At 38.7% G+C, this 22,919-nt stretch carries 30 protein-coding genes; 9 read left to right on the top strand and 21 right to left on the bottom strand.

The window, feature by feature from the left end; genetic code table 11:
* Positions 1 to 208: 208 nt before the first annotated feature.
* A complete protein-coding gene (gene queC / locus VB691_RS01580; protein WP_323289703.1) occupies positions 209 to 907 on the top strand; it encodes a 7-cyano-7-deazaguanine synthase QueC in 699 nt (232 codons plus the stop codon).
* A 148-nt stretch (positions 908 to 1,055) separates the two neighbouring features.
* The gene (locus VB691_RS01575; RefSeq protein WP_323289702.1) at positions 1,056 to 1,646 is read left to right on the top strand and encodes a chromophore lyase CpcT/CpeT; all 591 of its coding nucleotides are present in this window, start codon (positions 1,056 to 1,058) and stop codon (positions 1,644 to 1,646) included.
* A 7-nt stretch (positions 1,647 to 1,653) separates the two neighbouring features.
* On the opposite strand, the gene VB691_RS01570 is transcribed toward VB691_RS01575, so the two are convergent.
* Both VB691_RS01570 and VB691_RS01565 read right to left on the bottom strand, forming a co-directional pair.
* Positions 1,654 to 2,058 (bottom strand): shikimate kinase, encoded by a 405-nt coding sequence (locus VB691_RS01570; RefSeq protein ID WP_323289701.1) that lies wholly within the window; start codon positions 2,056 to 2,058, stop codon positions 1,654 to 1,656.
* A gap of 137 nt (positions 2,059 to 2,195) precedes the next feature.
* Positions 2,196 to 2,756 (bottom strand): shikimate kinase, encoded by a 561-nt coding sequence (locus VB691_RS01565; RefSeq protein WP_323289700.1) that lies wholly within the window; start codon positions 2,754 to 2,756, stop codon positions 2,196 to 2,198.
* A gap of 256 nt (positions 2,757 to 3,012) precedes the next feature.
* Between VB691_RS01565 and VB691_RS01560 the strand changes: the two genes are divergently transcribed.
* The gene (locus VB691_RS01560) at positions 3,013 to 3,204 is read left to right on the top strand and encodes a hypothetical protein (RefSeq protein ID WP_323289699.1); all 192 of its coding nucleotides are present in this window, start codon (positions 3,013 to 3,015) and stop codon (positions 3,202 to 3,204) included.
* Here the strand turns inward: VB691_RS01560 and VB691_RS01555 are convergent.
* From VB691_RS01555 to VB691_RS01545, 3 genes are all read right to left on the bottom strand, one after another.
* Positions 3,201 to 3,932: a LapA family protein gene (locus VB691_RS01555; RefSeq protein WP_323289698.1), complete on the bottom strand. Its 732-nt coding sequence runs from the start codon at positions 3,930 to 3,932 to the stop codon at positions 3,201 to 3,203. The genes VB691_RS01560 and VB691_RS01555 overlap by 4 nt on opposite strands.
* A gap of 89 nt (positions 3,933 to 4,021) precedes the next feature.
* The gene (locus tag VB691_RS01550; RefSeq protein ID WP_323289697.1) at positions 4,022 to 4,630 is read right to left on the bottom strand and encodes a flavin prenyltransferase UbiX; all 609 of its coding nucleotides are present in this window, start codon (positions 4,628 to 4,630) and stop codon (positions 4,022 to 4,024) included.
* A 5-nt stretch (positions 4,631 to 4,635) separates the two neighbouring features.
* A complete protein-coding gene (locus VB691_RS01545) occupies positions 4,636 to 5,388 on the bottom strand; it encodes a HEAT repeat domain-containing protein (protein WP_323289696.1) in 753 nt (250 codons plus the stop codon).
* A 391-nt stretch (positions 5,389 to 5,779) separates the two neighbouring features.
* Here VB691_RS01545 and murD point away from each other — a divergent pair, with 391 nt between their 5' ends.
* Genes murD through VB691_RS01530 form a run of 3 tightly spaced genes read left to right on the top strand, consistent with a single transcriptional unit; the run spans position 5,780 to position 7,880 of the window.
* A complete protein-coding gene (gene murD / locus VB691_RS01540) occupies positions 5,780 to 7,150 on the top strand; it encodes a UDP-N-acetylmuramoyl-L-alanine--D-glutamate ligase (RefSeq protein ID WP_323289695.1) in 1,371 nt (456 codons plus the stop codon).
* 17 nt (positions 7,151 to 7,167) lie between these two features.
* On the top strand, positions 7,168 to 7,494 hold the full coding sequence (locus VB691_RS01535) for a nucleotidyltransferase domain-containing protein (RefSeq protein ID WP_323289694.1): 327 nt from the start codon (positions 7,168 to 7,170) through the stop codon (positions 7,492 to 7,494).
* The gene (locus tag VB691_RS01530) at positions 7,491 to 7,880 is read left to right on the top strand and encodes a HEPN domain-containing protein (protein WP_323289693.1); all 390 of its coding nucleotides are present in this window, start codon (positions 7,491 to 7,493) and stop codon (positions 7,878 to 7,880) included. Before VB691_RS01535 ends, VB691_RS01530 begins: the two co-directional genes overlap by 4 nt.
* 2 nt (positions 7,881 to 7,882) lie before the next feature.
* Here VB691_RS01530 and VB691_RS01525 read toward each other — a convergent pair whose 3' ends face one another.
* The 6 genes from VB691_RS01525 to hypA form a co-directional block, all read right to left on the bottom strand.
* Positions 7,883 to 8,332, bottom strand: coding sequence for a DUF393 domain-containing protein (locus tag VB691_RS01525; protein WP_323289692.1), 450 nt, complete (start codon positions 8,330 to 8,332; stop codon positions 7,883 to 7,885).
* Positions 8,333 to 8,362: 30 nt separating this feature from the next.
* Positions 8,363 to 8,617: a TIGR03643 family protein gene (locus VB691_RS01520; RefSeq protein ID WP_323289691.1), complete on the bottom strand. Its 255-nt coding sequence runs from the start codon at positions 8,615 to 8,617 to the stop codon at positions 8,363 to 8,365.
* A gap of 19 nt (positions 8,618 to 8,636) precedes the next feature.
* A complete protein-coding gene (locus VB691_RS01515) occupies positions 8,637 to 9,653 on the bottom strand; it encodes a DMT family transporter (protein ID WP_323289690.1) in 1,017 nt (338 codons plus the stop codon).
* Between the two features lie 183 nt (positions 9,654 to 9,836).
* A complete protein-coding gene (locus tag VB691_RS01510) occupies positions 9,837 to 10,676 on the bottom strand; it encodes a spondin domain-containing protein (protein ID WP_323289689.1) in 840 nt (279 codons plus the stop codon).
* A 265-nt stretch (positions 10,677 to 10,941) separates the two neighbouring features.
* Positions 10,942 to 11,802, bottom strand: a complete 861-nt coding sequence (gene hypB, locus VB691_RS01505; protein WP_323289688.1) for a hydrogenase nickel incorporation protein HypB — start codon at positions 11,800 to 11,802, stop codon at positions 10,942 to 10,944.
* Entirely contained in the window at positions 11,793 to 12,137 is a 345-nt protein-coding gene (gene hypA / locus VB691_RS01500; protein ID WP_323289687.1) for a hydrogenase maturation nickel metallochaperone HypA, read from the bottom strand. Before hypA ends, hypB begins: the two co-directional genes overlap by 10 nt.
* Positions 12,138 to 12,360: 223 nt before the next feature.
* Between hypA and VB691_RS01495 the strand changes: the two genes are divergently transcribed.
* Entirely contained in the window at positions 12,361 to 12,702 is a 342-nt protein-coding gene (locus tag VB691_RS01495) for a hypothetical protein (protein ID WP_323289686.1), read from the top strand.
* A gap of 1 nt (position 12,703) precedes the next feature.
* On the opposite strand, the gene VB691_RS01490 is transcribed toward VB691_RS01495, so the two are convergent.
* The 7 genes from VB691_RS01490 to VB691_RS01460 all read right to left on the bottom strand — a co-directional run bounded on the left by VB691_RS01490 (position 12,704) and on the right by VB691_RS01460 (position 17,968).
* Positions 12,704 to 13,156, bottom strand: coding sequence for a two pore domain potassium channel family protein (locus tag VB691_RS01490; RefSeq protein ID WP_323289685.1), 453 nt, complete (start codon positions 13,154 to 13,156; stop codon positions 12,704 to 12,706).
* A gap of 221 nt (positions 13,157 to 13,377) precedes the next feature.
* The gene (locus tag VB691_RS01485; protein ID WP_323289684.1) at positions 13,378 to 14,565 is read right to left on the bottom strand and encodes a hypothetical protein; all 1,188 of its coding nucleotides are present in this window, start codon (positions 14,563 to 14,565) and stop codon (positions 13,378 to 13,380) included.
* 142 nt (positions 14,566 to 14,707) lie between these two features.
* Positions 14,708 to 15,484, bottom strand: coding sequence for an FkbM family methyltransferase (locus VB691_RS01480; RefSeq protein WP_323289683.1), 777 nt, complete (start codon positions 15,482 to 15,484; stop codon positions 14,708 to 14,710).
* A gap of 10 nt (positions 15,485 to 15,494) precedes the next feature.
* A complete protein-coding gene (locus VB691_RS01475; protein ID WP_323289682.1) occupies positions 15,495 to 16,355 on the bottom strand; it encodes a NifU family protein in 861 nt (286 codons plus the stop codon).
* Positions 16,356 to 16,422: 67 nt separating this feature from the next.
* Positions 16,423 to 16,647: a hypothetical protein gene (locus VB691_RS01470; RefSeq protein ID WP_323289681.1), complete on the bottom strand. Its 225-nt coding sequence runs from the start codon at positions 16,645 to 16,647 to the stop codon at positions 16,423 to 16,425.
* Positions 16,648 to 16,659: 12 nt separating this feature from the next.
* Complete coding sequence (locus VB691_RS01465) at positions 16,660 to 16,929, bottom strand: hypothetical protein (protein ID WP_323289680.1); 270 nt, start codon at positions 16,927 to 16,929, stop codon at positions 16,660 to 16,662.
* 46 nt (positions 16,930 to 16,975) lie between these two features.
* Complete coding sequence (locus tag VB691_RS01460; protein WP_323289679.1) at positions 16,976 to 17,968, bottom strand: hypothetical protein; 993 nt, start codon at positions 17,966 to 17,968, stop codon at positions 16,976 to 16,978.
* Between the two features lie 398 nt (positions 17,969 to 18,366).
* Here VB691_RS01460 and VB691_RS01455 point away from each other — a divergent pair, with 398 nt between their 5' ends.
* Both VB691_RS01455 and VB691_RS01450 read left to right on the top strand, forming a co-directional pair.
* Positions 18,367 to 19,893 (top strand): phosphomannomutase/phosphoglucomutase, encoded by a 1,527-nt coding sequence (locus VB691_RS01455; RefSeq protein WP_323289930.1) that lies wholly within the window; start codon positions 18,367 to 18,369, stop codon positions 19,891 to 19,893.
* Between the two features lie 251 nt (positions 19,894 to 20,144).
* A complete protein-coding gene (locus VB691_RS01450; protein ID WP_323289678.1) occupies positions 20,145 to 20,618 on the top strand; it encodes a DUF29 domain-containing protein in 474 nt (157 codons plus the stop codon).
* A gap of 93 nt (positions 20,619 to 20,711) precedes the next feature.
* On the opposite strand, the gene VB691_RS01445 is transcribed toward VB691_RS01450, so the two are convergent.
* From VB691_RS01445 to pyrH, 3 genes are all read right to left on the bottom strand, one after another.
* Complete coding sequence (locus VB691_RS01445) at positions 20,712 to 21,302, bottom strand: hypothetical protein (RefSeq protein ID WP_323289677.1); 591 nt, start codon at positions 21,300 to 21,302, stop codon at positions 20,712 to 20,714.
* Between the two features lie 274 nt (positions 21,303 to 21,576).
* Complete coding sequence (gene frr, locus VB691_RS01440) at positions 21,577 to 22,122, bottom strand: ribosome recycling factor (protein WP_416244551.1); 546 nt, start codon at positions 22,120 to 22,122, stop codon at positions 21,577 to 21,579.
* Positions 22,112 to 22,834 (bottom strand): UMP kinase, encoded by a 723-nt coding sequence (gene pyrH / locus VB691_RS01435; RefSeq protein WP_323289675.1) that lies wholly within the window; start codon positions 22,832 to 22,834, stop codon positions 22,112 to 22,114. Before pyrH ends, frr begins: the two co-directional genes overlap by 11 nt.
* Between the last annotated feature and the right edge of the window lie 85 nt (positions 22,835 to 22,919).

Genomic DNA, 22,919 nt, shown 5'->3' with positions numbered 1-22,919 from the left:
AAAAAAGCGATAGCCAATCAAGCAACAATAATTTACAATTAATAAGGCTAGTAATTCAGTAGTTTCAACGATGAATTTTGAGGAAAGTCTCGGAATTATCCCACAAATATTAGCAGTAAACGAAAATTACAAAAAAGTCAACTAAGAAATCAGGAAGATATAGAGAAAAGATTTCGCTCCTTAGAAACAAGAAAAACCTTAGAAAGCAATGAACAATAAACCATCAGCCGTTGTCTTATTATCAGGGGGTTTAGACTCAGCAACCTCAGCCGCGATCGCCATTTCCCAAGGTTATAATATAATTGCCCTTTCCTTGCGCTACGGACAACGCCACCAACGGGAATTAGAGGCCGCCACCACTATTGCCCAAGCATTAGGTATCACTCAACATTATATTGTAGATGTTAACATAGCTCAATGGGGCGGTTCTTCCTTAACTGATACCTCCTTATCCCTTCCCCAAGATGGTATTAAACCCGATATTATACCCTCAACCTATGTTCCTGGGAGAAATACGGTTTTTATTGCGATCGCCCTTTCCCTCGCAGAAGCAAAAGGTGCAGAAGCGATTTATTTAGGTATAAATGCGGTGGACTATTCAGGCTATCCTGACTGTCGCCCTGACTATCTCCAAGCTTATCAAACTTTAGCCAATCTTTCCTCAAAAGCAGGAATTGAAGGTACAGCCCCCAAACTTATCGCTCCCTTGATCGAGGACACAAAAGTTGATATAATCAAACGTGGGATTAAATTGGGTGTTCCCTTGGCAAAAACTTGGTCTTGTTATCAAGGGGGAGTAGATCCCTGTGGGTTGTGTGATTCTTGTCGTATCCGCGATCGCGCTTTGATTGAAGCGGGATATGCTGAATTAGCGACTCCCCAAGGACAAAAATTTTCTCAAAAATGAATAGATTCCCAGTCATGCTAACAATAATAGCATTTTGGGGAACTTAGTTCAGGAAAGCTGACAATCAAAACCTGCACATTTTGTTGACTGGTGCGGTAAAATAAAGCATTGTAAGTGTATTGTTAAGTCTAATTAATCCTAATTAAATATGTCTCACCCGACTGATCTAAAAACCTTGGCCCGTTGGATGTGTGCCGATTTTAGTAATCAAGCACAAGCCTTTGAAAATCCTCCTTTTTATGCTCATATTCGGGTGTGTATTCGTCCGTTACCTTTGGCAAATTTTCCCGAACCAAGTTTATTTTTAGAACAAGCTTATGACTTTATGTTAAACCGTCCCTATCGGTTACGAGTCCTTAAATTAAAGGTAATAGACGGGCGAATTGAATTAGAAAATTGTAAGGTGAAAGATGAAGAAGCTTTTTTAGGTGCTTCGCGGGATTTAGAAAAGTTAAAAAAACTCACCCCTGACTATATAGAAGTGATGCAGGGGTGTGATATGTTTGTTGATTGGACAGGAAACAGTTTTAAAGGGGTAGTTAAACCAGGAAGAAATTGTCGGGTTGTTCGGAATGAAAAAGAAACCTATTTAGAAAATAGTTTTGAAGTCGATGAAAATAAATTAATTAGTCTCGATCGTGGCTTTGATTTAGAGACAAATGAATTGGTGTGGGGTTCCATTGCTGGAGCATTTCAGTTTGTTCGTTGGGCCAGTTTTGCTGATGAAGTTGAATTTTAGGAACCGTTTATTGTTTAATCATTCCCCCATTGAGAACTTGATCAATGCGGACTTGATGAGGGGTTTTTTCTGGGGGTTTTTCTCCTTCCATAATTTCCCGACAAGCGGGACTATTAAAACAAGCTTGCCAATCTTTATCTGACTCCTCTCTTGCCGTTTTTTGGGGATCTTTTTCCTCGGTTGGGGCTTGATTTATTTCTGGTTTTGTGGTAGGAATTGGCTGATTATTACTGGGCGCTAAGGGCAATGAATTACTCTCAGAAGAAGGGGAACAAATGTGAGATAAATCGAGGGTATTGCCTGCTTGATCAATACCATAGCAACTAGGAGAAGCTTGAACCTTATGAGAGAGAATTGTTAATCCTATGATGGAGGAAATTATTAAAGTTCCGGTGGTAATAATTCTTTGCATTATTTAAGCCTATAAGTCATCAGTCTTCACTGCGATCGTAGTCGTTGAAGGAAATGATAGGCATCGTCAAATTCACTGAACCTTGTTAACCATTATCTCAGTTATCGGTAGAGGCGAACAGCCGTTCGCCCCTACAATTAATTATTATTTTGGGTAATTTCTAACTTGGGTTTAATGACAGTGGGAATCATTGCTAAAATTTGGGTAACAATATCATCAGGGGTTTGTTGATCATTAATCTTAATCTGTAAATCACCTTGAGCATAAAGAGAACGTCTTTGCTCTAATAAAGATGCTAATTTTAAGTTTAAATCTGTTGCTTGTAATAGGGGACGGGTGGTATCTTCAGCGAGACGTTTGATTAAGAGATCAACAGGAGAATCTAACCAAATAATTAAACCATGATGTAAATAACTCCAGTTTTTTTGTTGTAAAATAATCCCCCCTCCCGTCGCAATAACACTTTTAGTATAAGGGGCCAACTCGGCCAAAACTTGAGTTTCAATGTCCCGAAAGGTGTCTTCTCCGTCGGTGGCAAAAATATCATTAATAGTTTGCCCTGTCACCCGTTCAATTAAAACATCTGTATCAAAAAAACGATAATCCAGTCGTTTGGCTAAAATCTGGCCAACGGTAGTTTTTCCCGTTCCCATCATCCCGATCAAAAAAATATTAACCCCTTGAAGTAACTGCTGCATGGTTATGGTGTTCTGTGAAAAATGAAGCTCTATCCTTTACCCTACCCCAAAATCAGGGACTTACTCCAGAGAAAAGTAGATGATTTACCAAAAATTGGGTATCCTAGGGGAAAGACAACTTTATCAAATCTTTATCAAAAATTTACGAATCCTTGAAGACCTACGTTGTATTAACTTTTTAGCCTAGTCAACCCCGACTAATTTATCAAACTACGTTGTAGTTACTCCCTCATAGACAATCATAGGACTCCGTATCATGGGCAATATATGTGATCTCGTTAAGCAAGTGTTAGAAACAGGTTATCTCACCGTAGAAGCAGAAGACAGGTTGAGACGGCTGCTGAAAAGACATTATAGTCAAGAAGAATTTGATGCTTTTATCCAACTTCAGCGGGCCGCGATGCTTGGCCAAGTTAAGCAACAGTCCCGTGAAGTTTCCCTTTGCTAGACCCAACCTTCTTCATTTTCATCCTCATCAAACTCAGAATTAGGAGAATTAGGAGGAGTTTGATAGGGAGGCGTAATCACCCGATAGTTTGCGTCATAGACTTGGTTAGTTGGGTTAGATTTTGGCGGAGGTGTTGGTGAGGTATCAGAGGGACTGGGAGGAATTTCCTGTTCTTGAGGAGGGATAGGATCTCGGCGATCGCTTAATTCTCGGTAAGTATAAGAATAAATTGTTCCTTGACGGGAGACGGTTTTCGGAGTTTGAGGCATTTCAAATTCCGAGGCCTGATCTTCAATAATCGGGGTTTTGGAGGGTTGGAAGGGTTGAGTCCTTTCTGTGGGGGGTTCTTCAATATTCCACTCCTCATCCTCATCAGGTTGGGGGGTTTTTTCCCATTCAGGGTTTGGGGGAACCTCCCAATCAGAACGTTTTGCTTCAGATCGTTGATAGGGTGTTTCTGGGGGTTCTTGGGGACGGGGACGAGAAGGAGACTTAACGGATTTTGGGGCAGAACGTTGACGGGGCGATCGCGTTAATAGTTGTATTAGTAAACTGGTAATAATTCCAGCTAGGGCAAAGATTACCACCCACAGACCTAAAGGCAGCGTTAGGGATAATAAAGCGGTTTTAGCCTCAGTTCCTAAGAAATAAAGCACCACAGGTTGTTGATTTTGAATAATAAAAATGCCTGTCCCAACCAACAGTAATAGTAAGATAATTAACCGCATCTAATCTCCCCCTCTTCTCATACTTAATTCGGTTTTCAAAACCCCTTTATAAGTTTGGGTTCTTTTCCCCCCCACACTCCCCACACTTCCTAATGTCCCTGCCAACGGGTCAAGGGAACACAATCAATATTTAATTGATCTAGGGTACGGGCCACCACAAAATCCACTAAATCCTCGATGGTTTGGGGATTATGATACCAGGCCGGGATAGCAGGGACAATTCTCACCCCGGCCTCTGCTAAGGTCGTTAAATTCCGTAAATGAATCAAACTAAAGGGGGTTTCACGGGGAACCACCACCAAGGGACGACCTTCTTTAAGTTGTACATCCGCGGCCCTTTCCAATAAATCGGAACTTAACCCCGTGGCCAATTTAGCCACCGTACTCATACTACAGGGCATAATGACCATGCCCAAAGTCCGAAAAGAACCACTAGCAATGGTGGCCCCCACATCACCCCAACGATGACAGAGGAGTTTTCCTTTCGTGGGAACCCCGGCCTTTTCTCGCCAAAATGCTGCTTGTAAGTCTGGTTCGGCGGGCATTTTTATATTTTGTTCGGCCAGCCAAACCATGTAACTCGCTTTAGAAGCGACCAGATCCACCTCATAATCAGCTTCTAAGAGAAATTTTAAGGCACGAACCCCATAAATTAACCCTGATGCCCCACTAATGCCTAAAATTAACGGTTTTGTCATTGACCCTAAATTAGTCCTTCTAGTTCGAGATCTTCGATCATTTGCAGTCCTCTGGGATCTCCTAGCCGCAATAAGGCACTTTTGGCATCTTCTTTTACGCCGTAGTCCTCATCTTCCACTAAGGCTTCTAGTAAAGCATCAATAGCGGTAGCATAGACCACATTAGAAGGGAGTTCCCGACAGAGTTGACCAATGGCCCAGGCACAGTTTCCCCGCACTGCTGCCACTGCATCCCGTCGTAATCCTTCAATCAGAGGAGCCATGGAGGAGATCACGTCTTCATATTCTAGTTTAGCGATTTGGGCCAGACTACTGGCGGCCCAGAGGCGCACGGCGGAAATATCTGTTCTCAGGGAGTGAATTAAGGGTTTTACGGCCCGGCGATCGCTACTATTGCCCAGGGCCCAGACTATGCCTTTCCGCACATAACCATTCCAGTCTGTGGCTAAGAGTTGTATGAGGGCGGCCACCGCTTCAGGATTAGTATTTCTGCCCAAAGCGTAGGCTGCACTGACCCGCACTAGGGGACAGATATCATTTAATAATTGAATGAGGTGGGGGATCGCTCTGGGTTCTTGTAGCTCACAAAATGCCCGCGCTGCCAGCATTCGTTGGGATGGGTCAGTATCCCTGAGTTTTGGCAACATTTCCTCTGGATCGGGGGGTGGTACGTTAGCATCTACTGATTCTAAGCGATCCAAGGGGTCATCAAATTGATCCGCACTCTCGATTACGCTGAGGTCGTCGTTACTGTGCATAGTTGTTAGAATAGCCTATTCTACACTATTTAACCAGGTTTCTTGTGTCTTGTCTTATTCTGTTGTTATTTGACGATGACTTTTTTTTAGTAAAAGTTATTTTTATGTTGATAAATATTATTTTTTCTAATGATATGTTAGATCAACCCGCCCTTACCTAAGTAATAAGTTTAACCTCGAAGATCTAAGTTTATCTTCTATTTTTCTAGACTATTTTAATGAGTAATACTATCAATTTCAACCAAAAGATAAAACAATTTTGATTACATCTTATGTCGATTTTTCCTTTTTACTCTCCTATTTTAAGACAAATCTAGCTCTTTCGTCTCCTCCCACTCCCCACATTTACCCTTGTCTGCTACCATATAGATTGCTTTAAAACACGAAAACGATGGCCATAGCTTATATTATCGGACTGGGAAGATCGGGAATTGCTGCTGCGAAATGCCTCAAACAAGACGGGTGGGAAGTGATCTTAAGCGATCGCTCAGACTCTCCTAATTTACACCCAATACAGCAACAGTTACAAACCGAAGGCATAACGGTTAAATTAGGCCATACCCCCACCTTAAACCCCTCTAATTTACCTAATTTAATTGTTGTTAGTCCTGGGGTTCCTTGGGATGTTCCCTTATTAATAGAAGCGCGTAACCTAGGCATTGATACCATTGGAGAGTTAGAATTAGCCTGGCGGTATCTTAAGTCATCTCCTTGGGTGGGAATTACGGGAACTAATGGCAAAACTACTACTACTGCTTTAGTCTCGGCTATTTTTCAAGGTGCTAAATTAAACGCGCCATCCTGTGGCAATATTGGTTATGCTGCTTGTGAATTAGCTTTAGCTCAATCCCCAAAAGATGACAACCAAGCTTATGATTTTATTATAGCAGAAATTAGTAGTTATCAATGCGAATCATCTCAAGAATTAAGTCCTAAAATTGGTATTTGGACAACTTTTACCCCTGATCATTTAAGTCGCCATAAAACCTTAAATAACTATTACGCTATTAAGGCATCTTTGTTACAACGCTGTGAATATCAAATTTTTAATGGGGATGATCCTTACTTACATCAAGTCGGTTTACATCAATGGGCCGATGCTTATTGGACAACGATAAAAGGTAAGGAAAATTTACTTTGTGATCCCTCTAAAGGGGTTTACATTCAAGATAATTGGGTGGTGGCTTTTGGGGAATTAATTTTACCTTTAAACCTCTTTAAAATGGCGGGTTCTCATAATCAACAAAACCTTTTAATGGCAGTAGCAGCAGCAAGATTAGCAGGAATTGAAAAAGGGGCGATCGCCCAAGCTATAGCGACGTTTACAGGGGTTCCTCATCGCTTAGAATATATTACAACTATTAATAGTATTGAGTTTATTAATGATAGTAAAGCGACTAATTATGATGCCGCAGAAGTGGGATTAATGTCTGTTAAATCACCGACCATTTTAATTGCTGGAGGGGAAGCAAAAGAGGGTGATGATAGCAAATGGATCGCCCAAATTAAAGAAAAAGTTGCCACAGTTTTGTTAATTGGTGATGCTGCTGTAAGCTTTGCTAAACGGTTAGAAGAATCGGGTTATAATAGTTATGAAATTGTGGAAACGATGGATAATGCGGTTAAAAGAGGTTTAGAATTAGGGAAACAAAATCAAGCGAAAGTGGTTTTATTATCTCCTGCTTGTGCGAGTTTTGATCAATATCAAAGTTTTGAACATCGGGGGGAACATTTTCGGAAATTATGTCAACAACTTAAGTAAATATTGTCTTAATAAAAATGACTCAGGAACAAACGTTAATACCTATTCTTAAAGAATTTAATAAAAAACTTCAGAGAGAATATAAAGATAGATTAATTAAAATTATTCTCTTTGGATCTCAAGCTAGAGGAGATGCAAAAGAAGATTCTGATATTGATATAATGGTAGTCTTAAAAAGTCCTGTTTCTCCAGGAGATGAAATTATTCAGATGGCAGATATTGCGGTTTCTCTAGAACTTAAATATCATCAAATGCTTTCTATTATTCCCGTTTCAGAAGAAGATTATATCTATCGAAAAAGTCCATTAATGGATAATATTCATCGAGAAGGTATTATTCTATGACTCAAATTATATTCTATTTGAATCAAGCTGATCAAGAAATAGATGCAGCAACCCTCTTACTCGAAAATACTTATTATCGTGCTTGTATTTCTCGTTGTTATTATAGTATTTATTGTGCAACCCAAGCCCTGTTAATCTCCAAAAATATTAAAACTAGCACTCATAGAGGTATTAGACAGCAGTTTGGACAATATTTTATTCAAACCGGAGAACTTTCATCAGAACTAGCAAAAGCAATGAGAATAACTTATGATTTAAGACAATTAGGGGACTATGACCAACTGATTAAAATTACTCAACAGCAAGCACAAACTGCTTTAACTTACGCAAAAATGTTTATAGAAGAAGCAAAAAAATGGCTTAATAAAAGAAATAAAATACCATAAATTTACTCACATTTTCCCTTAGTTTTTCGTTCTAATATTAAGGTTTCTAAATCAGATCTTCCCGTTAAAGGAAGGCGTAATTTTGCCCAAATATTATATATCCAATTTGCTAATTTTCCCACCACTGGAATTTTGGTGATTGCATACACCCAACCCATCCCTAAAACTTCATAAACATAGCGAAAAGCTTCGATATCTTTAAGAATGGTTCCATCAGGTAAAATAGCATGAATACGCCCCATTGCTGCTTTATAGTCTACCCCAAAATGGTCATCAGGAGAATAATTATCATCAGCAATATTAACTAAGTTTACCAGTCCTCGTTCCTGATCTTTTTTCTGTAAAAAACGCACTTCTCGCAGACAAAGAGGACAGTCACCATCATAAAGTAACGTAACTTTCCAAGAAGATTGTAAGGGGTTTGATGTTTGATTTTGGGTTAAACGAGTCATAATAATGATGTCAATAAATTATCTTAAAGTTTAACTTTGATTAGCAGATTTAAACCGTCCTATTAAAAAAGAACGTTGATGACTATGTTTCGTTTTCCGTCCTGATACTCGTTTGCGCCACATCTGGAAACTTGAGGATTTCATCTCTCGTCTCATCATAGAAATGACCTGTTTTTCTGAGAGTCCATATTGAACTTCTATCGCTTCAAATGGAGTTCTATCTTCCCAAGCCATTTCGATAATACGATCCAGGATTTCTGGGTCAAATTGATGCTTTTCCGCCATTGATTTTTACCTCTTGATATTAAGTGGTTTCAGAAATTTTTCCTAAAGTATTTTTAAACATTAGCCAAGTTTTTGAGCTAACATCATGCAATTGTTTGCCAAAGGTTTCCCGTTGGTTAATTAAATAGATACTAATTAAGGTTAAACCAACCCCAAACCATTGCAACAGGTTTAAGACTTCATTGAGAAATAAATTACCAAAACTCAATGCAAAAACAGGGGTTAAAAAAGTTAAAGAACTGATACTGGTTAAATTACCTTTCGAGGCTAAATAGAAAAAGATACCATAGGCGATCGCACTACCAAAAATTGTCGAATAACTTAAGGCTAACCATCCGTGTAAATCAATATTTACCCATTGCTGAGATTCCCAAATACCAGAGATTAAAAATAAAGGAATACCCCCTAAAATCATGTGCCAACCTGTCGCTACTACGGGATCAACATGACGACTCACATAACGAATACAAATGGTTCCTGCTGCCATAGAAAGGGAAGCCAATAACATTAATAATTCGCCACTATTTAGCAGTTCCCATGCATTAAAATTAAAAGAAATTGATTGAGTTTGCCATAAACTTTCAAACCAATCTTGAGGCAAACCAATTAAACTAATGCCAAGAATACCAAACCCTAACCCAATACCTCCCCAAATGCCAATTACTTCACCAAATAACCAGCTAGACATTAACGCTACTGCTAAAGGTTGGGAGTCAATAATTACTGAACCTAAACCGGCCCCCGTCCGAGTTAACCCTGCGGCTAAAAATCCTTGAAACATTGCCCCATCTAATAAGGCAAATAAAGCGATCCATAGCCAAGCTTTCCACCCTTGAGGTTGAGGCCGGTTAAACAAAGATGCCACCAGTAACACCAGGATGCCCGCAGGGACTAACCGCACTCCAGCCATAAAAAATGGGGTTGTATGGGGAATTACCCCCTTCATGGCAACCATAGCCGTTCCCCAGAGAAAAAATGGAGCGATGAGTATTAAGGAAGACTGTAGGGAGGTTGAACGATTCAGGTTCAAATTCATAAACAACGCTAAAAAACTTTATTTACTCTATCTTAACGAATTGTTTAGTTTTGTTAACTACTTAGGGAAAATTTGGGAAGCGAGCATGGGACTTAAGCACCAGAACTATCTGTAGGGTCAATTCATGAATTGACCCTACAAAAATACTCAATTTCTAGGGGCTTTGCGTAAGTTCTAACTCCATTAACCTACCCCTTTACGGCCTTTAAGACAAAATGCTCCGGCGATCGCTAATAAACCGATAATGGTACTTGGTTCAGGAACTTGAACTAATTCCACACGAATGCGGGCAACTTGATAACCTGGAGCGGTAAAGTCTGCATTAGCAAATCGAGGAGTAGATAAAATTGGCCCTCCAGGAATAAACCCACCGTGAAGGGTGACAACACCATTTTCATCAACCCCAGTATTGGGGGTAGCTTGTCCAAAGAAAGCTGTATTGGCAGGGATTTCGTCATTGACTTCTGTTCCCCCATCGAGAATATTAGATCCCAACAAAATAAAGTCAGCACCGATGAAGTTACCTAAATCATCAAAGATACGATGAGCTAAAGGGTTCCCATTGGCAATAAAAGCATCATTACTAGGAATTACCATGGAAGCATAGCTAAAATAACGACTACTGGCTAAAGTTGGGTCAACTTCAAGTAATTGCGATGAGGCGATTTCACCCATATCGATAGGGCCGACGTTTGGGCCTCCTGTTCCCAAGATGGTTCCTTGGACTGTACCTGCACCCACTAGATCAAATTGAGCGGAGATAGGCCCAGTGTTGCCATCTTCTACTAAACTTTCAGTACCTGGAAATAAATTTAAGGAGACATCTCGATCATAAATATCAAAGCCACCATTATGAAACCCGAACCAAAGGGGGGTTAACAGGGTTCCGTTAGCAGGGGCCAGGTTTTCGATAGATACTTTTAGGGTAACAGCAGAAGCAGCAGAGGCCATGGCGAATAAAGACCCTGCGGTTAACATGGTGATAAGAGTGCGGATTTTGAAGGCGAGTGTTTGACTGTTCATCGAATTTTTATCCGTTAATTTGGGCAATCAATTCACGGACTATTAAGCTTTGAAAGTATGAATATTTCCTGAGAATTGACTGAGAGCGGGTTAAGAAATTTAGGCGCAAAAAATGTCAACTCTCTATAATTCCTGAACAGGTTAAATTTTAAAAAAATTTAATCTTAGGAGTGGGCAAGGCAAATGATTAGGCTTTCGTCTCAGTTGCCATAATTTTCTCATGCCTTGCCCCTACAAAGATAAAAAATAACTTGGCATACAGGACTTAAACTGCCTTGGCAATATTTTCTAGATGACAGTGTTCTGCTAACCAATCATACCAGTCTGATAACCCTTCTCCTGTCAATGATGAAACTTGAAAAATCTCTATGTTGGGATTGACTTGTCTGGCATAGTTTAAACATTTTTCTGTATCAAAAGGCACATAAGGTAATAAATCTATTTTCGTTAAAATCATCACCTTACTTTCCCGAAACATATGGGGATATTTGATGGGTTTGTCTTCCCCTTCTGTTACAGATAAAATGGCGACTTTGGCATATTCTCCTAAATCAAATAAGGCAGGACAAACTAAATTTCCGACATTTTCAATCATTAATACTGAATGGGTTTCGGGGTTTAATTGTGTATAGCCTTTTTCGATCATGTCTGCCTCTAAATGACAGCCTGTTCCGGTGTTAATTTGAATGACTTTACAGCCTGTTTCTTTAATTTTTTGGGCATCATTTTCAGTTTCTTGATCGCCTTCAATGACATTAATAATAATACGCTCTTTTAAATCATTAATTGTGCGGGTTAATAGGGTTGTTTTGCCAGAACCTGGAGAACTTACTAAATTTAATGCTAAGATATCACGACCTTTAAAATAGCCTCGATTTTGTGCAGCAATTAAATCATTTTTCTGTAAAATCTTTTGTTCTAAACTGATAGTAGTTCCGTGCATTTTAGCATGAATTTCTGAGACTGAGGAATGATGATGCTCTTCATGATCATGGGAATGGGTAATCACCGTTCCATCGGGTAAAGTATGGGTATGATGATGAGTATTCATATCTGTTTTTGTCCCAGTTTGAATATTAGTTAAAGTGACATTATTATCATCTGAACAACCACAAGTTACACACATATTTCTTCTACCTCCATTTCTTTAATTTGTAATTCTTGTCCTTGAATAATTTCTAATTCCTTACTCCCGCAGCGATCGCATTTTCCAAAGGGTTGAGATAATGCTACTTCTGCCCCACAATGACGACATTTTCCCTTTCCTGCTACTTCAATAATATCTAAAGTTGCTCCTTCTAAAATAGTATCTTGACAACAGATATCAAAACAAAAACGAATAGAATCTGGCATAATTGCGGATAATTGACCAATTTCTAAGGTAACACGCTTGACAGACGCGCCCCTAGCCTGTTCTGTAACAATGGCTACAATATTTTGGGTGATTCCCAGTTCGTGCATAATATAAACAGGGTTCTTTCAAAGAAGATGCTTCTATTGAATGGGTAAAATTATCAAGAGTCACTCTTTTTTTAGAAAATCTTAAGATTAAGATTTAGTTCGTAGTGAGGGCTTCAGCCCTAAAGGGCTTACTACGAACAGGTTTTTAGCTTAACATTTTATTCATAAAAAGTCTCTAATAACTTTGGTAAATTAGTTAAAAATATCTTCTAAAATAACCCTAATGTTAACGAATATTCGAGAAAAATTCCAGCAATACCCTCAAGATATGCAGCAATGGATGATTGAGCAGGAGAAAACAAAATTAAGCCGTATTGAACAAGCTTTAATTAAAGGACAACTACTTTATGATAGCATGGACTCAGAAAATCGAGGGAAATGGCTACAAGAAACCATTCAATTATTAGAACAATATTTAACCCGACTTCCTCATCGAAATTGTCCGTTAGAAGATGTTTCTCCTGATTATATTTTACAAGTGTGGGAAACCTTAGCAAGTGACGCAACTTTAAGAGAGTTAATTTCTCAAGTAGAAACCCGATACGAAGAACTCCTTAAAATCTGACTTAATCTTTAGTATTCAGACGTAATTGTTTGAGTAAACTATATACTAGGGGAGAGAGAACAACCCCCATAGCTAACACAAAAACCAAGCCACTAAACAGAGCATAAATAGACGCAAAAAGCTTGGCACTATTGGTCTGTAAAGGACTAACCGGGCCCATTCCACTGAGGATCATCGATGCTTCTACTGTAGCATCAATCCAGCTTAAATGGGCTGTCCAATGATAACCGAGAACCCCAATTAAAAGTCCAAGTAAAATGAACATGGTAGACATAGTTAGGTAAGCCAAAAAGTCACGAATAAACGTGGCTTCTTTTTGGAAACTACTACTCAAAAATTCGTCAACTTCCTGCCACTCTTCCATTACTTTTACTGGGGGAGTTTTTTTAGGAAAAAGATGAATTTTAGTTGGGGTTTTTTCGATGGGTTGTTGGAATGTTGTCGTACTTTTCAAGTGTTGACCTTCAGTTCTAGCAGCCTACCTTCCCATTGAAGAATAAACGGGCGATGTAAACTTCCCCCAACTGAATCATCTATTAGGGTGATTACAAAATGTTTATTCTGGACATTTTTTAGGATTTCCCCATAGACTCTATGTGTAGAGGTAATTGATGAATTACCTCTACGGAAAACACAATTAATAGGGAAATGCCGTAAGTATTGCATAAGTCCTGATTATTGATTCATTGACCACAATAATACCCGATTATTGCCAGAATCCGCAATAATGGCGGTATTTCCACAGATTGAGATACCATAGGGCCAACTCAAACTATGGCGATCGCAACTTCCATAGGAACGGTTTTCACTCTTACTGCGAAAATGTAATTGTCCCGTTAAACCTTCAGCAGTAGCCCCTATCTGGGGGTTTCCAGTCCATCCCACCAGGCGAGAATTAGCCGTATCAGCCGCAATTAACCATTTATCTGTAACTGCTACCCCGTAGGGCATACTGAGGCTATTAGCAGCAGGAAAATAGCCACCTTGGTTCAATTCTGCGGCTGAAAAGTCAGCTTGTCCTAACACAATTTGACAGGGAGTATTATTTTTGGTGGGAATACCTTGCCAAATCATCAGACGGTTATTTCCTGCATCTGCTAAAACTAAATTATCTTGCCAAATAGCCAAAGAATGGGGCCAACGCAGACTAGAAGCCGTGGGACTACCGCCCCCATTTTCATCCCGTCGGTTCATGTCAGCTTGTCCTAAAACGTAGTCTGCGGGTTGTCCGTTGCAGGTTGGTAGTTGATTCCAGACTAACACCCTACGGTTGCCTGTATCAGCCACAAATAGCCTTCCCTGATGATACATAACCCCATAGGGCCAGTGCATTCTATCGGCGGCGGTGTCTGTCTCCCCTCGGTTAACCTGGTTTTGGTGAAAATCTGCTTGTCCTAAGACGATATCGGCGGGAATATTGCTATCTTGAGGCAATTTTTTCCAAATTAATAGCCGATGGTTCCAAGCATCAGCTACCGCTAACCCTTCCCCACAGACGCATATTCCGGTGGGAACGCTGACGGTGTTTGCTTGGGGGGTTCCTTTGGCGTTTTGCCCTTCTTGATAAAAGTCGGGTTGTCCAATAACCCAGTCTGCGGGTTGTCCGTTGGTTTGGGGGCGATTTTTCCACCCTAAAAGGCGATGATGTCCCGTGTCAGATACCCACAGCGGCCCGGTTTCTGAGACTAAGCAGGCCCCTCTTGGGCCAAACATGGTGTTTGGACTGGGTTCTAGGGGTATGACTAAGCTTTCGGCTGTTTGTTCACCGAGGATAATTTCTGCGCCTTGGGGAGAGAGTATGTTTAAATAGGATTCATTGACGGGGGTTTGAGGTGTAGGGTTTATTTTTAAAGGTATTTCCATTATTTTTGGGGTTAATTTTTAGTAAGCTGCTGTGCATTTATAATGACTTATTTAGCATAAGTCTTGCTTGTCACAGGCTAGAAGCCTGTGTTACTAATAGGCATTTTAAATGCGTCTTAGCTTCTTGTAGTTTAGGGTTTTTTTAATGATCAATTTGATAAATTTTACGAATTTTAGAAGCAATTTGTGGATTTCTTGACTCATTAATAAAGATACAATCATGCTGAGAATTAAAGGTTCCATGGGGCGGAAACTTTTTAATGAGTTTAAAACCGAAATTATTTAGATAACTTTCTACCTCAGTGAGCAAAGCAATTTCTTTATAGAGTGGAATAACAAAAAGTTCTAGATGAAGTCCAACACAACTTTTTGATAAAAATTCAGATGCTCCTTTAAGAATATTATATTCTGCTCCTTGAGCATCAATTTTCAAAAAGTGAAAGGTCTTTAAAGAAAATTCTGCATTAATAATTTGATCAAGGGAACGACATTTTAAAGTTTTTGTTTCTACTAATTCTGACCTTTCAAACCATGTTTCTGCTAGTTCTTTAGGCCCTTGTAAACTTAAGATTTCCCAATTATTTTGAACGTATTCATAGTTTTGTTGAAATAAAGAAGACCCTGTTGCATTAAATCCTTTATAAATATAGAATGGCAGAGTTTCTTCACTTTCCCATAATGCTGTATTATAAGTCATGAAATTTTTACCCTTCTGGATCGCTTCATTTGGCTCAAAATTGAGTAAAAAATTGATACAATTAGCATGAGTATTCCAAGGGGAGGGTAAACCACCAATAGACCCAACATCAATGAGGTTAATCATTCCCTGATTTAAAAAATTTATTTGATATTTTGGGTGATATTTACGTTCTATCTTCTTGAGCAAGTTTTTTATTTTTTTACCAGAGAATTTGATCATGATTTTTAACCTAAGCTACTTTAACTAACACTCTTTCCCCACTCCGTTTAACGGGATAAGCTTCTAAAAACATCCCTGGAGAGGTGAGACATTCGCCTGTTTCTAACTGATACTGAAACCCATGATGTAAACAGGTTAAAATACCGTTTTCTACTTTTCCTGTATCTAATGACATAGCTAAGTGCATACAACTATTACGATATCCCTTAACTATCTCATCTTTTCTCACTAAAATTAACTTTAATCCTTCAATTTCTAAAGGTAATATTCCCCCATTCGTAATTTCATCAACCCTTGCTAAAGCTACCCACCCGGCATCTTGAGAAGCAGCAAAGGGACTATTAATATTTTCCCCCGTCTTACTAACAGCAGAAGTATTAACAGACACTACATTTTTGATTTCAGGACAGTAAGTTTTAATTGCTTGTTCTACCCCTTGTTTCATTGTTAAAGTAGACGCAGGACAATTGCTGCAAGTTCCTACTAATTTAACTTCTACTGTATCAGGTAATTTAATCGCAACTAATTCTATATCTCCGTGATGACTTTTTAACCCTGGACGAACAGTTTCTAAGGCTTGTTCGATGCGTTTTTCTAAGGGAGGTGTAGGGGCTTTTATTAAGTCATGATATCGCAAAAGTCCATAAACTAATTCATCTTCAACTGCCTGACGTAAAGCGGGTAAAGCGTCTTTTTTTACTGTCTTAATTAGACGGGTTAAGGCTTCTTTATGTAACGCCTCAACCGCTTCTTTTAATCTTTCAACTACAACCTGTTGATTTTTATCCCATTGACTCACAATTTGTTCATAACGACTAATTTCTTCGATCAGGTTTTCTAGGGTGGGTATTTTATCAATTGATTGTGTCATTTTTGTTGTTTATTTTAATCAAATTAAATGGAGGGACAAACGGCCGTTTGCCCCCAGAAATCACTAATTATTGCATTTTCACATCTTTTAGTAAAAATGGCATAATCATCCCTGTTACTAAACTAGAAATGGTAATAACAACAGCAAGATTTAATCCGGTTTCTCCTAAACCCACTAACAACAATAAACCGATCAATATTCCAAAGGTTAATTGTCGATAAAAATAACCAGGGTTACGGAATAATTTGCCCTTTAAAAACAATTTTGCAGAATACCAAGCGAGATCTAACATTGTCAATAACTCCTAGATGAATTTTAAAATAACTAACCCAATAGCCGCCACAGGAATAACCCCCGCCGGACCAAATAAACTACCAAGAATTGCCGCTAATTCATAACCGATATCTTTCCCTGCTAATAAAATGCCACCAATGGCCCCACTAATAGCAGAAATAACCGCAGCAACCATTAACCAAAATAGGCCAGTTACTAAGGTAATTTCTCCTACCATGAGATTGCTAAAAAAGGTCTGAATTACTTCATCCGTACTTAAATAACCCATAATGTCAGTCATTGAGATTTTGCTCCTTAAATTAAGTAAACGATAAACTTTTTAGCCCCTAGTTCAAGCTAGAATTATGAGTAAATACGGATAATTCTTTTTCAATGTCTTTCAACATTTCTGCGACAATGTTAGCCCGTTCTATTTGTCCATAATCACTGAATATTTTTTTTGCTTCCTGATAGTAAGCTTGGGACTGTCTTAAATTATTTGCATTGCCAAATTCAGGGTGTTCTACATCATCCGGTAAATTAAACAAAACATTGGCTTTATTAGCGATAGTATTGGCATATTCTATCGGCATATCTTGGGCATTTCTCACCTTTAATGCCTCATCATAAGCTGCTAATGCTTTTAAATTATTTTCGATAGGATGGGTACTAGAAAGATACTGCAAGGCATTGGCCAAATTGTTTTGTAACATGGCATATTCAGTGGGATGATCAATTAATGTCACCCATTGCAACGCTGCTTCAAAAGACTGTACTGCCATTCCTTGACGCATTTTGTCCTTTTCTGGGCTTAAAGGCATGGAAAGATAGGCGATCGCAATGTTATTTTGCAAAATGGCATATTCTTGGGGATAACTCTCTCCTGTAAATACTCTGACTGCTTTTTGATACGCTTGTACTGCTTCTGGCATGGTGGCCTGATGAAACCCCACTAAACCCTGCAATACTACCCCCAAATTCATCTGTGTCTCGGCCACTTCTTCCGGGGAGGCATATTCTTCTAAAATGGGTAAGGCTGTCTCATAAGCAGTTTTTGCCTCTAATAATACGTCTGGCCCTTCATAGGGAATAGTACGCAAAGCTGTCCCCATTCCTGATAAACATCTGGCCCGCAATAAGGGATAGTCGGGGGGACATAATTCTAGTCCTCTACAGTAGAGAGAGACAGCATCTTCGAGTTGTTGCGGGGTTTTTGGTTTATTTTGCAGCCCTGCTGCCATTTCAATCAACATTTCAATCTTTTCTGACACAGTTGCTATGTCAGACTCGATCGCCGCTAAGGCAGCTTTTACGTTAGTATCACTAATGGTAGGTGTCACAGCTTTAATATTTCAATAAAGGTTAAAAGTTTTTGTCAGCTAGTTTAAGAAATTATGACAAATGATTATTTTTCTACAGGAAAAATGTCATCGTTTTCTCACAATATAGAAATCTAATTCAGAGTAAGTTTTAGGTTGACAGAACACTGACTCTATTTAATCAATAGCTTTAAACTTTGGTGCCTTTTCTTTGTATTGTTTTAAGATTATTATCAATAAACTTCACATCTCGCCATTGTCAATGATAAACCAAAAATTAAGAAGTTCGTAGTAAGGGCTTTGGCCCAAGGACAAACAATCTTTCTATATTTTACTGATAATTTTCTAAAGATCGGGCAAAGATAGAAGATTTTATCCTACACTTGAAACTGATAATAGATCTCTGAGAGTCAACAATGATGCTGCAAGAATTTAACTGGAAAAAACTACAAAACGGGTCAGATATTCGCGGAGTTGCCCTAGAAGGGGTTGCAGATGAACCCGTTAATTTAACCCCTGAAGTAGCTCAAATTTTAGGTCAAGCTTTTGTCAGTTGGTTAAGCCAAAAATTAAGCAAAAAAGCCTCAGATTTAACCATATCTTTAGGGCGAGATAGTCGTTTATCAGGGCCAACTTTAATGGCAGCAGTAACTGAAGGAATTAGACTAATGGGAAGTCTAGTTTATGATTTTGATATTGCCTCCACTCCTGCCATGTTTATGAGTACCATTACCCCTAATTTTAACTGTGATGGGGCAATTATGTTAACGGCTAGTCATTTACCTTTTAATCGTAATGGGTTAAAGTTTTTTACCGCACAAGGGGGCTTAGATAAACCAGATATTACAGAGATTTTAACCTTAGCAGAAAAGAATGATTTTGAGGTAGTAACCGAAAAAGGAAACCTAGAAAAACATGATTTTATTGCTGTTTATGCCGAAGGTTTAGTCAAAAAAGTGCGAGAAGGGGTCAATCATTCTAAGAATTTTGAGCAGCCATTAAAAGGCTTAAAAATTATTGTTGATGCGGGCAATGGTGCAGGAGGATTTTATGCAGATAAAGTCTTAAAACCCTTGGGTGCTGATACAACAGGCAGTCAATTTTTAAATCCTGATGGCACATTTCCCAATCATATTCCTAACCCTGAAGATGCAACAGCAATGGCTTCAATTTGTCAAGCAGTTATTGATAATAAAGCAGATTTTGGCATCATTTTTGATACGGATGTAGATCGAGGGGCTGCGGTTGATAATTTAGGGAAAGAACTCAATCGAAATCGTTTAATTGCTTTGATTTCTGCTATCGTTTTAAAAGAACATTCAGGCTCAACTATTGTCACAGATTCAATTACATCAGATGCCTTAACAATATTCATTGAATCTGAATTAAAAGGGGTTCATCATCGCTTTAAACGGGGCTATAAAAATGTTATTAATGAGTCTATTCGTTTAAATAAAGAGGGACAAGAATCATGGTTAGCTATTGAAACATCTGGCCATGGGGCGATGAAAGAAAACTATTTTCTTGATGATGGGGCTTATTTGGTAACTAAACTATTAATTGAATTAGCAAAATCTCAGCAACAGGGGAAAGTATTGACTGATTTAATTGCTACTTTACAAGAACCAGAAGAAAGTGAAGAATTTCGCTTAAAAATAAACACTGAAGACTTTAAAGAATATGGCAATCAAGTGATTGAGAAATTAAAAGAATTTGCTTCTACTCAAGATAATTGGCAATTAGTGCCTAATAATTATGAAGGGGTAAGAATTTCTTGTAAATCTCCTGAAGAAAATGGCTGGTTATTATTACGTTTATCTCTCCATGATCCTGTTATACCTATTAATATAGAATCCAATATTTCGGGAGGAGTATCTAAAATAGCCACGCGCTTATTAGAATTTTTAACATCTTTTATCCTATTAGATTTAAGTCCATTAGAATAAAAATAATTTTAAAATTTAGACAGGTTATTACCTAATAATTTCAAAGGTAAACCTGTCTAGATATTCTAAGAAAATACCAGGGCGATTTCATTCTTTAAAACGCCCTAAACCGCTTTAGATTGGGCTATCCGACGAATTATTAATATTTGAGTCTGCGTAGGCAGACTTCGTTCCTATAGCTCCAGGCTTAAGCCTGCGAGCATTTCTTTTGATGAATGTGTTATAATAATCCTATATTTACTCTTAATATTATGTCTATTCTTACTAACTTAAAAACCTTGTATAAAGTTGATGATGTACAATGGTTAAAAGACACAATTAAATTATTAAAAGAGCGTCAATTTGAAGCCTTAGATCTAGATAATTTAATTGAGGAGTTAGAAGACTTGGGGAGTGAAAAAAGAAATGCAGTTATTAGTTTATTAGAGCAGGTGATTCGTCATTTATTATTACTTGAATATTGGACAATAGAAAGACAACAAAATCTGGGTCATTGGGAATCAGAAATCATCAGTTTTCGGACTCAATTACGAAGAAAATTAACCACAAATCTTCGTAATTACTTAAAAGAAGAATTATCCTCAATTTATCAAGATGGTTTACTTTTTGTGCAACGAAAAACCAGTTTTAAAGTAAATTTTCCTGAAACTTGCCCTTATAGTTTAGAACAATTATTAGACATTGACTATGGACTGACGAAAAGAGAACTTGACAAAAATAGTTAATCAAAACTTACGCGCAGATATTATCTTTAGGAGCGCAAGCCAGAGAGCGCAGATTACTTACGTCCTCTCTTTGATAACTAAATCGCTTTTTTGTTAAAAACAAATACCTGTTGTCTGACAAAAGATATCATTCATGTCTTCTCCAAAAGAATTGTTATTACCCCGTCGATAGAAATCACGATTATAGTTATTTACGTTCCGAGCTTCAGGGCTGTTGGCAATTTCAGTTTTGACATCATCAATGTTTCTGCCATTAATAATTAAAGTTCGATAGCTCTGCAATCCAGAGTTATCGGCATTCCTTCCCAAAAACTCTTGATATATTGCGTTCATCGCTTGATCAAATGCTGGACTACGGGCGAGATCAGTCCTTACCTGAGCTAAAGACCAGCCTTTATTATTAATGGCTTGGTTATAGTTTCTTAAACCATTGTAGTCGGCATTGTACCCCAAAACCTGAAGATAGACATTATCTATTTCTTTATTAAGCTCAGAATCGTTACGGGTTCGATTGACATTCCCATTATTGTTGTTAAAGCGATAATTAAAACTGCCATAGCCAGGGCAATTAATCACATTTTGATCGCGTAAACAAGTAATTCTTTCTGATTGAGCCAATGCCGGAACAGCACTTATTAAACTGATTAATAAGATACTAGCTGTAGATATAATTAAAGATTTCATGATTAACTCTCCGAGAGTTTTTATTCGTTTTTGATAAAATACAAATAAGTCATCACATTCCACACCGCTCCTCTGCGGTCGAACCTAGCAATTCAGATGACGAACAGTTTAGCCTCTAGCACTTCTCAGAATCCCCACACTTCCTGCTCTCATTTTTCGGTGGGTTTTTACGAGTGGATAAGCATTTATATTTATACTACCATTATAACATTTTATTCTAAAAAAAGCCCGCTATAAGCGGACTTAAAATAATTTCAGTAATAAATTGAATGATTTAAACCGTCATAATATCCTTTTCTTTCTTCGCTAATAACCCATCAATTTTTTCAGTAAACTGATCAGTTACCTTTTGGATATCATCTTGTAAACCGCGAGATTCATCCTCAGAGATGTCACTATTTTTCTCTTGTTTACGCACATCATCGATCGCATCTCGACGAATATTCCTAATGGCAACTTTCCCCTCCTCTGCCATTTTTCCCGCTAATTTAACCAAATCTTTCCGCCGTTCCTCCGTTAATTGGGGAATATTCAAGCGAATAATTTGACCATCATTATTCGGAGTTAGTCCCACATCAGACAGACTGATCGCCCGTTCAATTTGCCCCATACTGCCCTTATCATAAGGCTGAATAGTGATTGTCGTCGCGTCAGGGGTACTAATATTAGCCAACTGAAATAAGGGTGTCTCCGTCCCATAATAATCCACCATCACCCGATCCAGGATCGCCGCATTGGCCCTTCCCGTCCGTAGGGTATTAAAAGACCTTTGAGTGGCCTCAATGGATTTTTGCATACTTTCTTTGAGATCATCTAACATCACAAAAACCTCCCACAATGGTTCCAACAGGTTCACCTTGAATTGCCCGAACAATATTCCCTTGAACAGAAAGATCAAAGACAACTATCGGTATATTATTTTCTTTGCAAAGAGCGATCGCCGTGCTATCCATCACCCGTAAATCATGTGCCAGAACATGACTATAGGTTAAACTCTGGTAGCGACGGGCATTAGGGTTAAGATGGGGGTCAGAATCATACACCCCATCAACTTTAGTGGCTTTAAACACAACTTCAGCCTCGATTTCGGCTGCTCTGAGGGCCGCGGTGGTATCAGTGGTAAAAAAGGGATTTCCTGAACCAGCCCCAAAAATAACGACCCGTCCCTTTTCCAGATGACGGATCGCACGACGACGGATATAGGGTTCCGCCACTTCCTGCATGGCGATCGCCGTCAGTACCCTAGTGGGAATTTCCATATGTTCGAGGGCATCTTGCAACGTCATGGCATTCATCACCGTAGCGATCATGCCGACATAATCAGCCGTTGCCCGATCCATGCCTGCCGACGCTGCTTTGACTCCCCGAAAAATGTTGCCCCCACCGACAACGATCGCCAATTGAATGCCATGATTGATGACATCAGAAATTTCTTGAGCAATGTCGGCCACGACTTTGGGGTCAATGCCATAGCCTAGGTTTCCCATTAAGGCTTCACCGCTGAGTTTCAGTAATACGCGCTGGTAAGTCATCCCTCTGCCACAATTGTGTAATTGAGCCTATGATATCTGGGTAATAAGCATCAGATATCTTGTCGTTTTTGTCAAACTCATTATC

It is taken from the genome of Crocosphaera sp. XPORK-15E (assembly GCF_034931425.1).
In the GTDB taxonomy this organism is placed as follows: Bacteria; Cyanobacteriota; Cyanobacteriia; order Cyanobacteriales; family Microcystaceae; genus UHCC-0190.
This window is presented reverse-complemented; position numbering and strand designations above follow the sequence as displayed.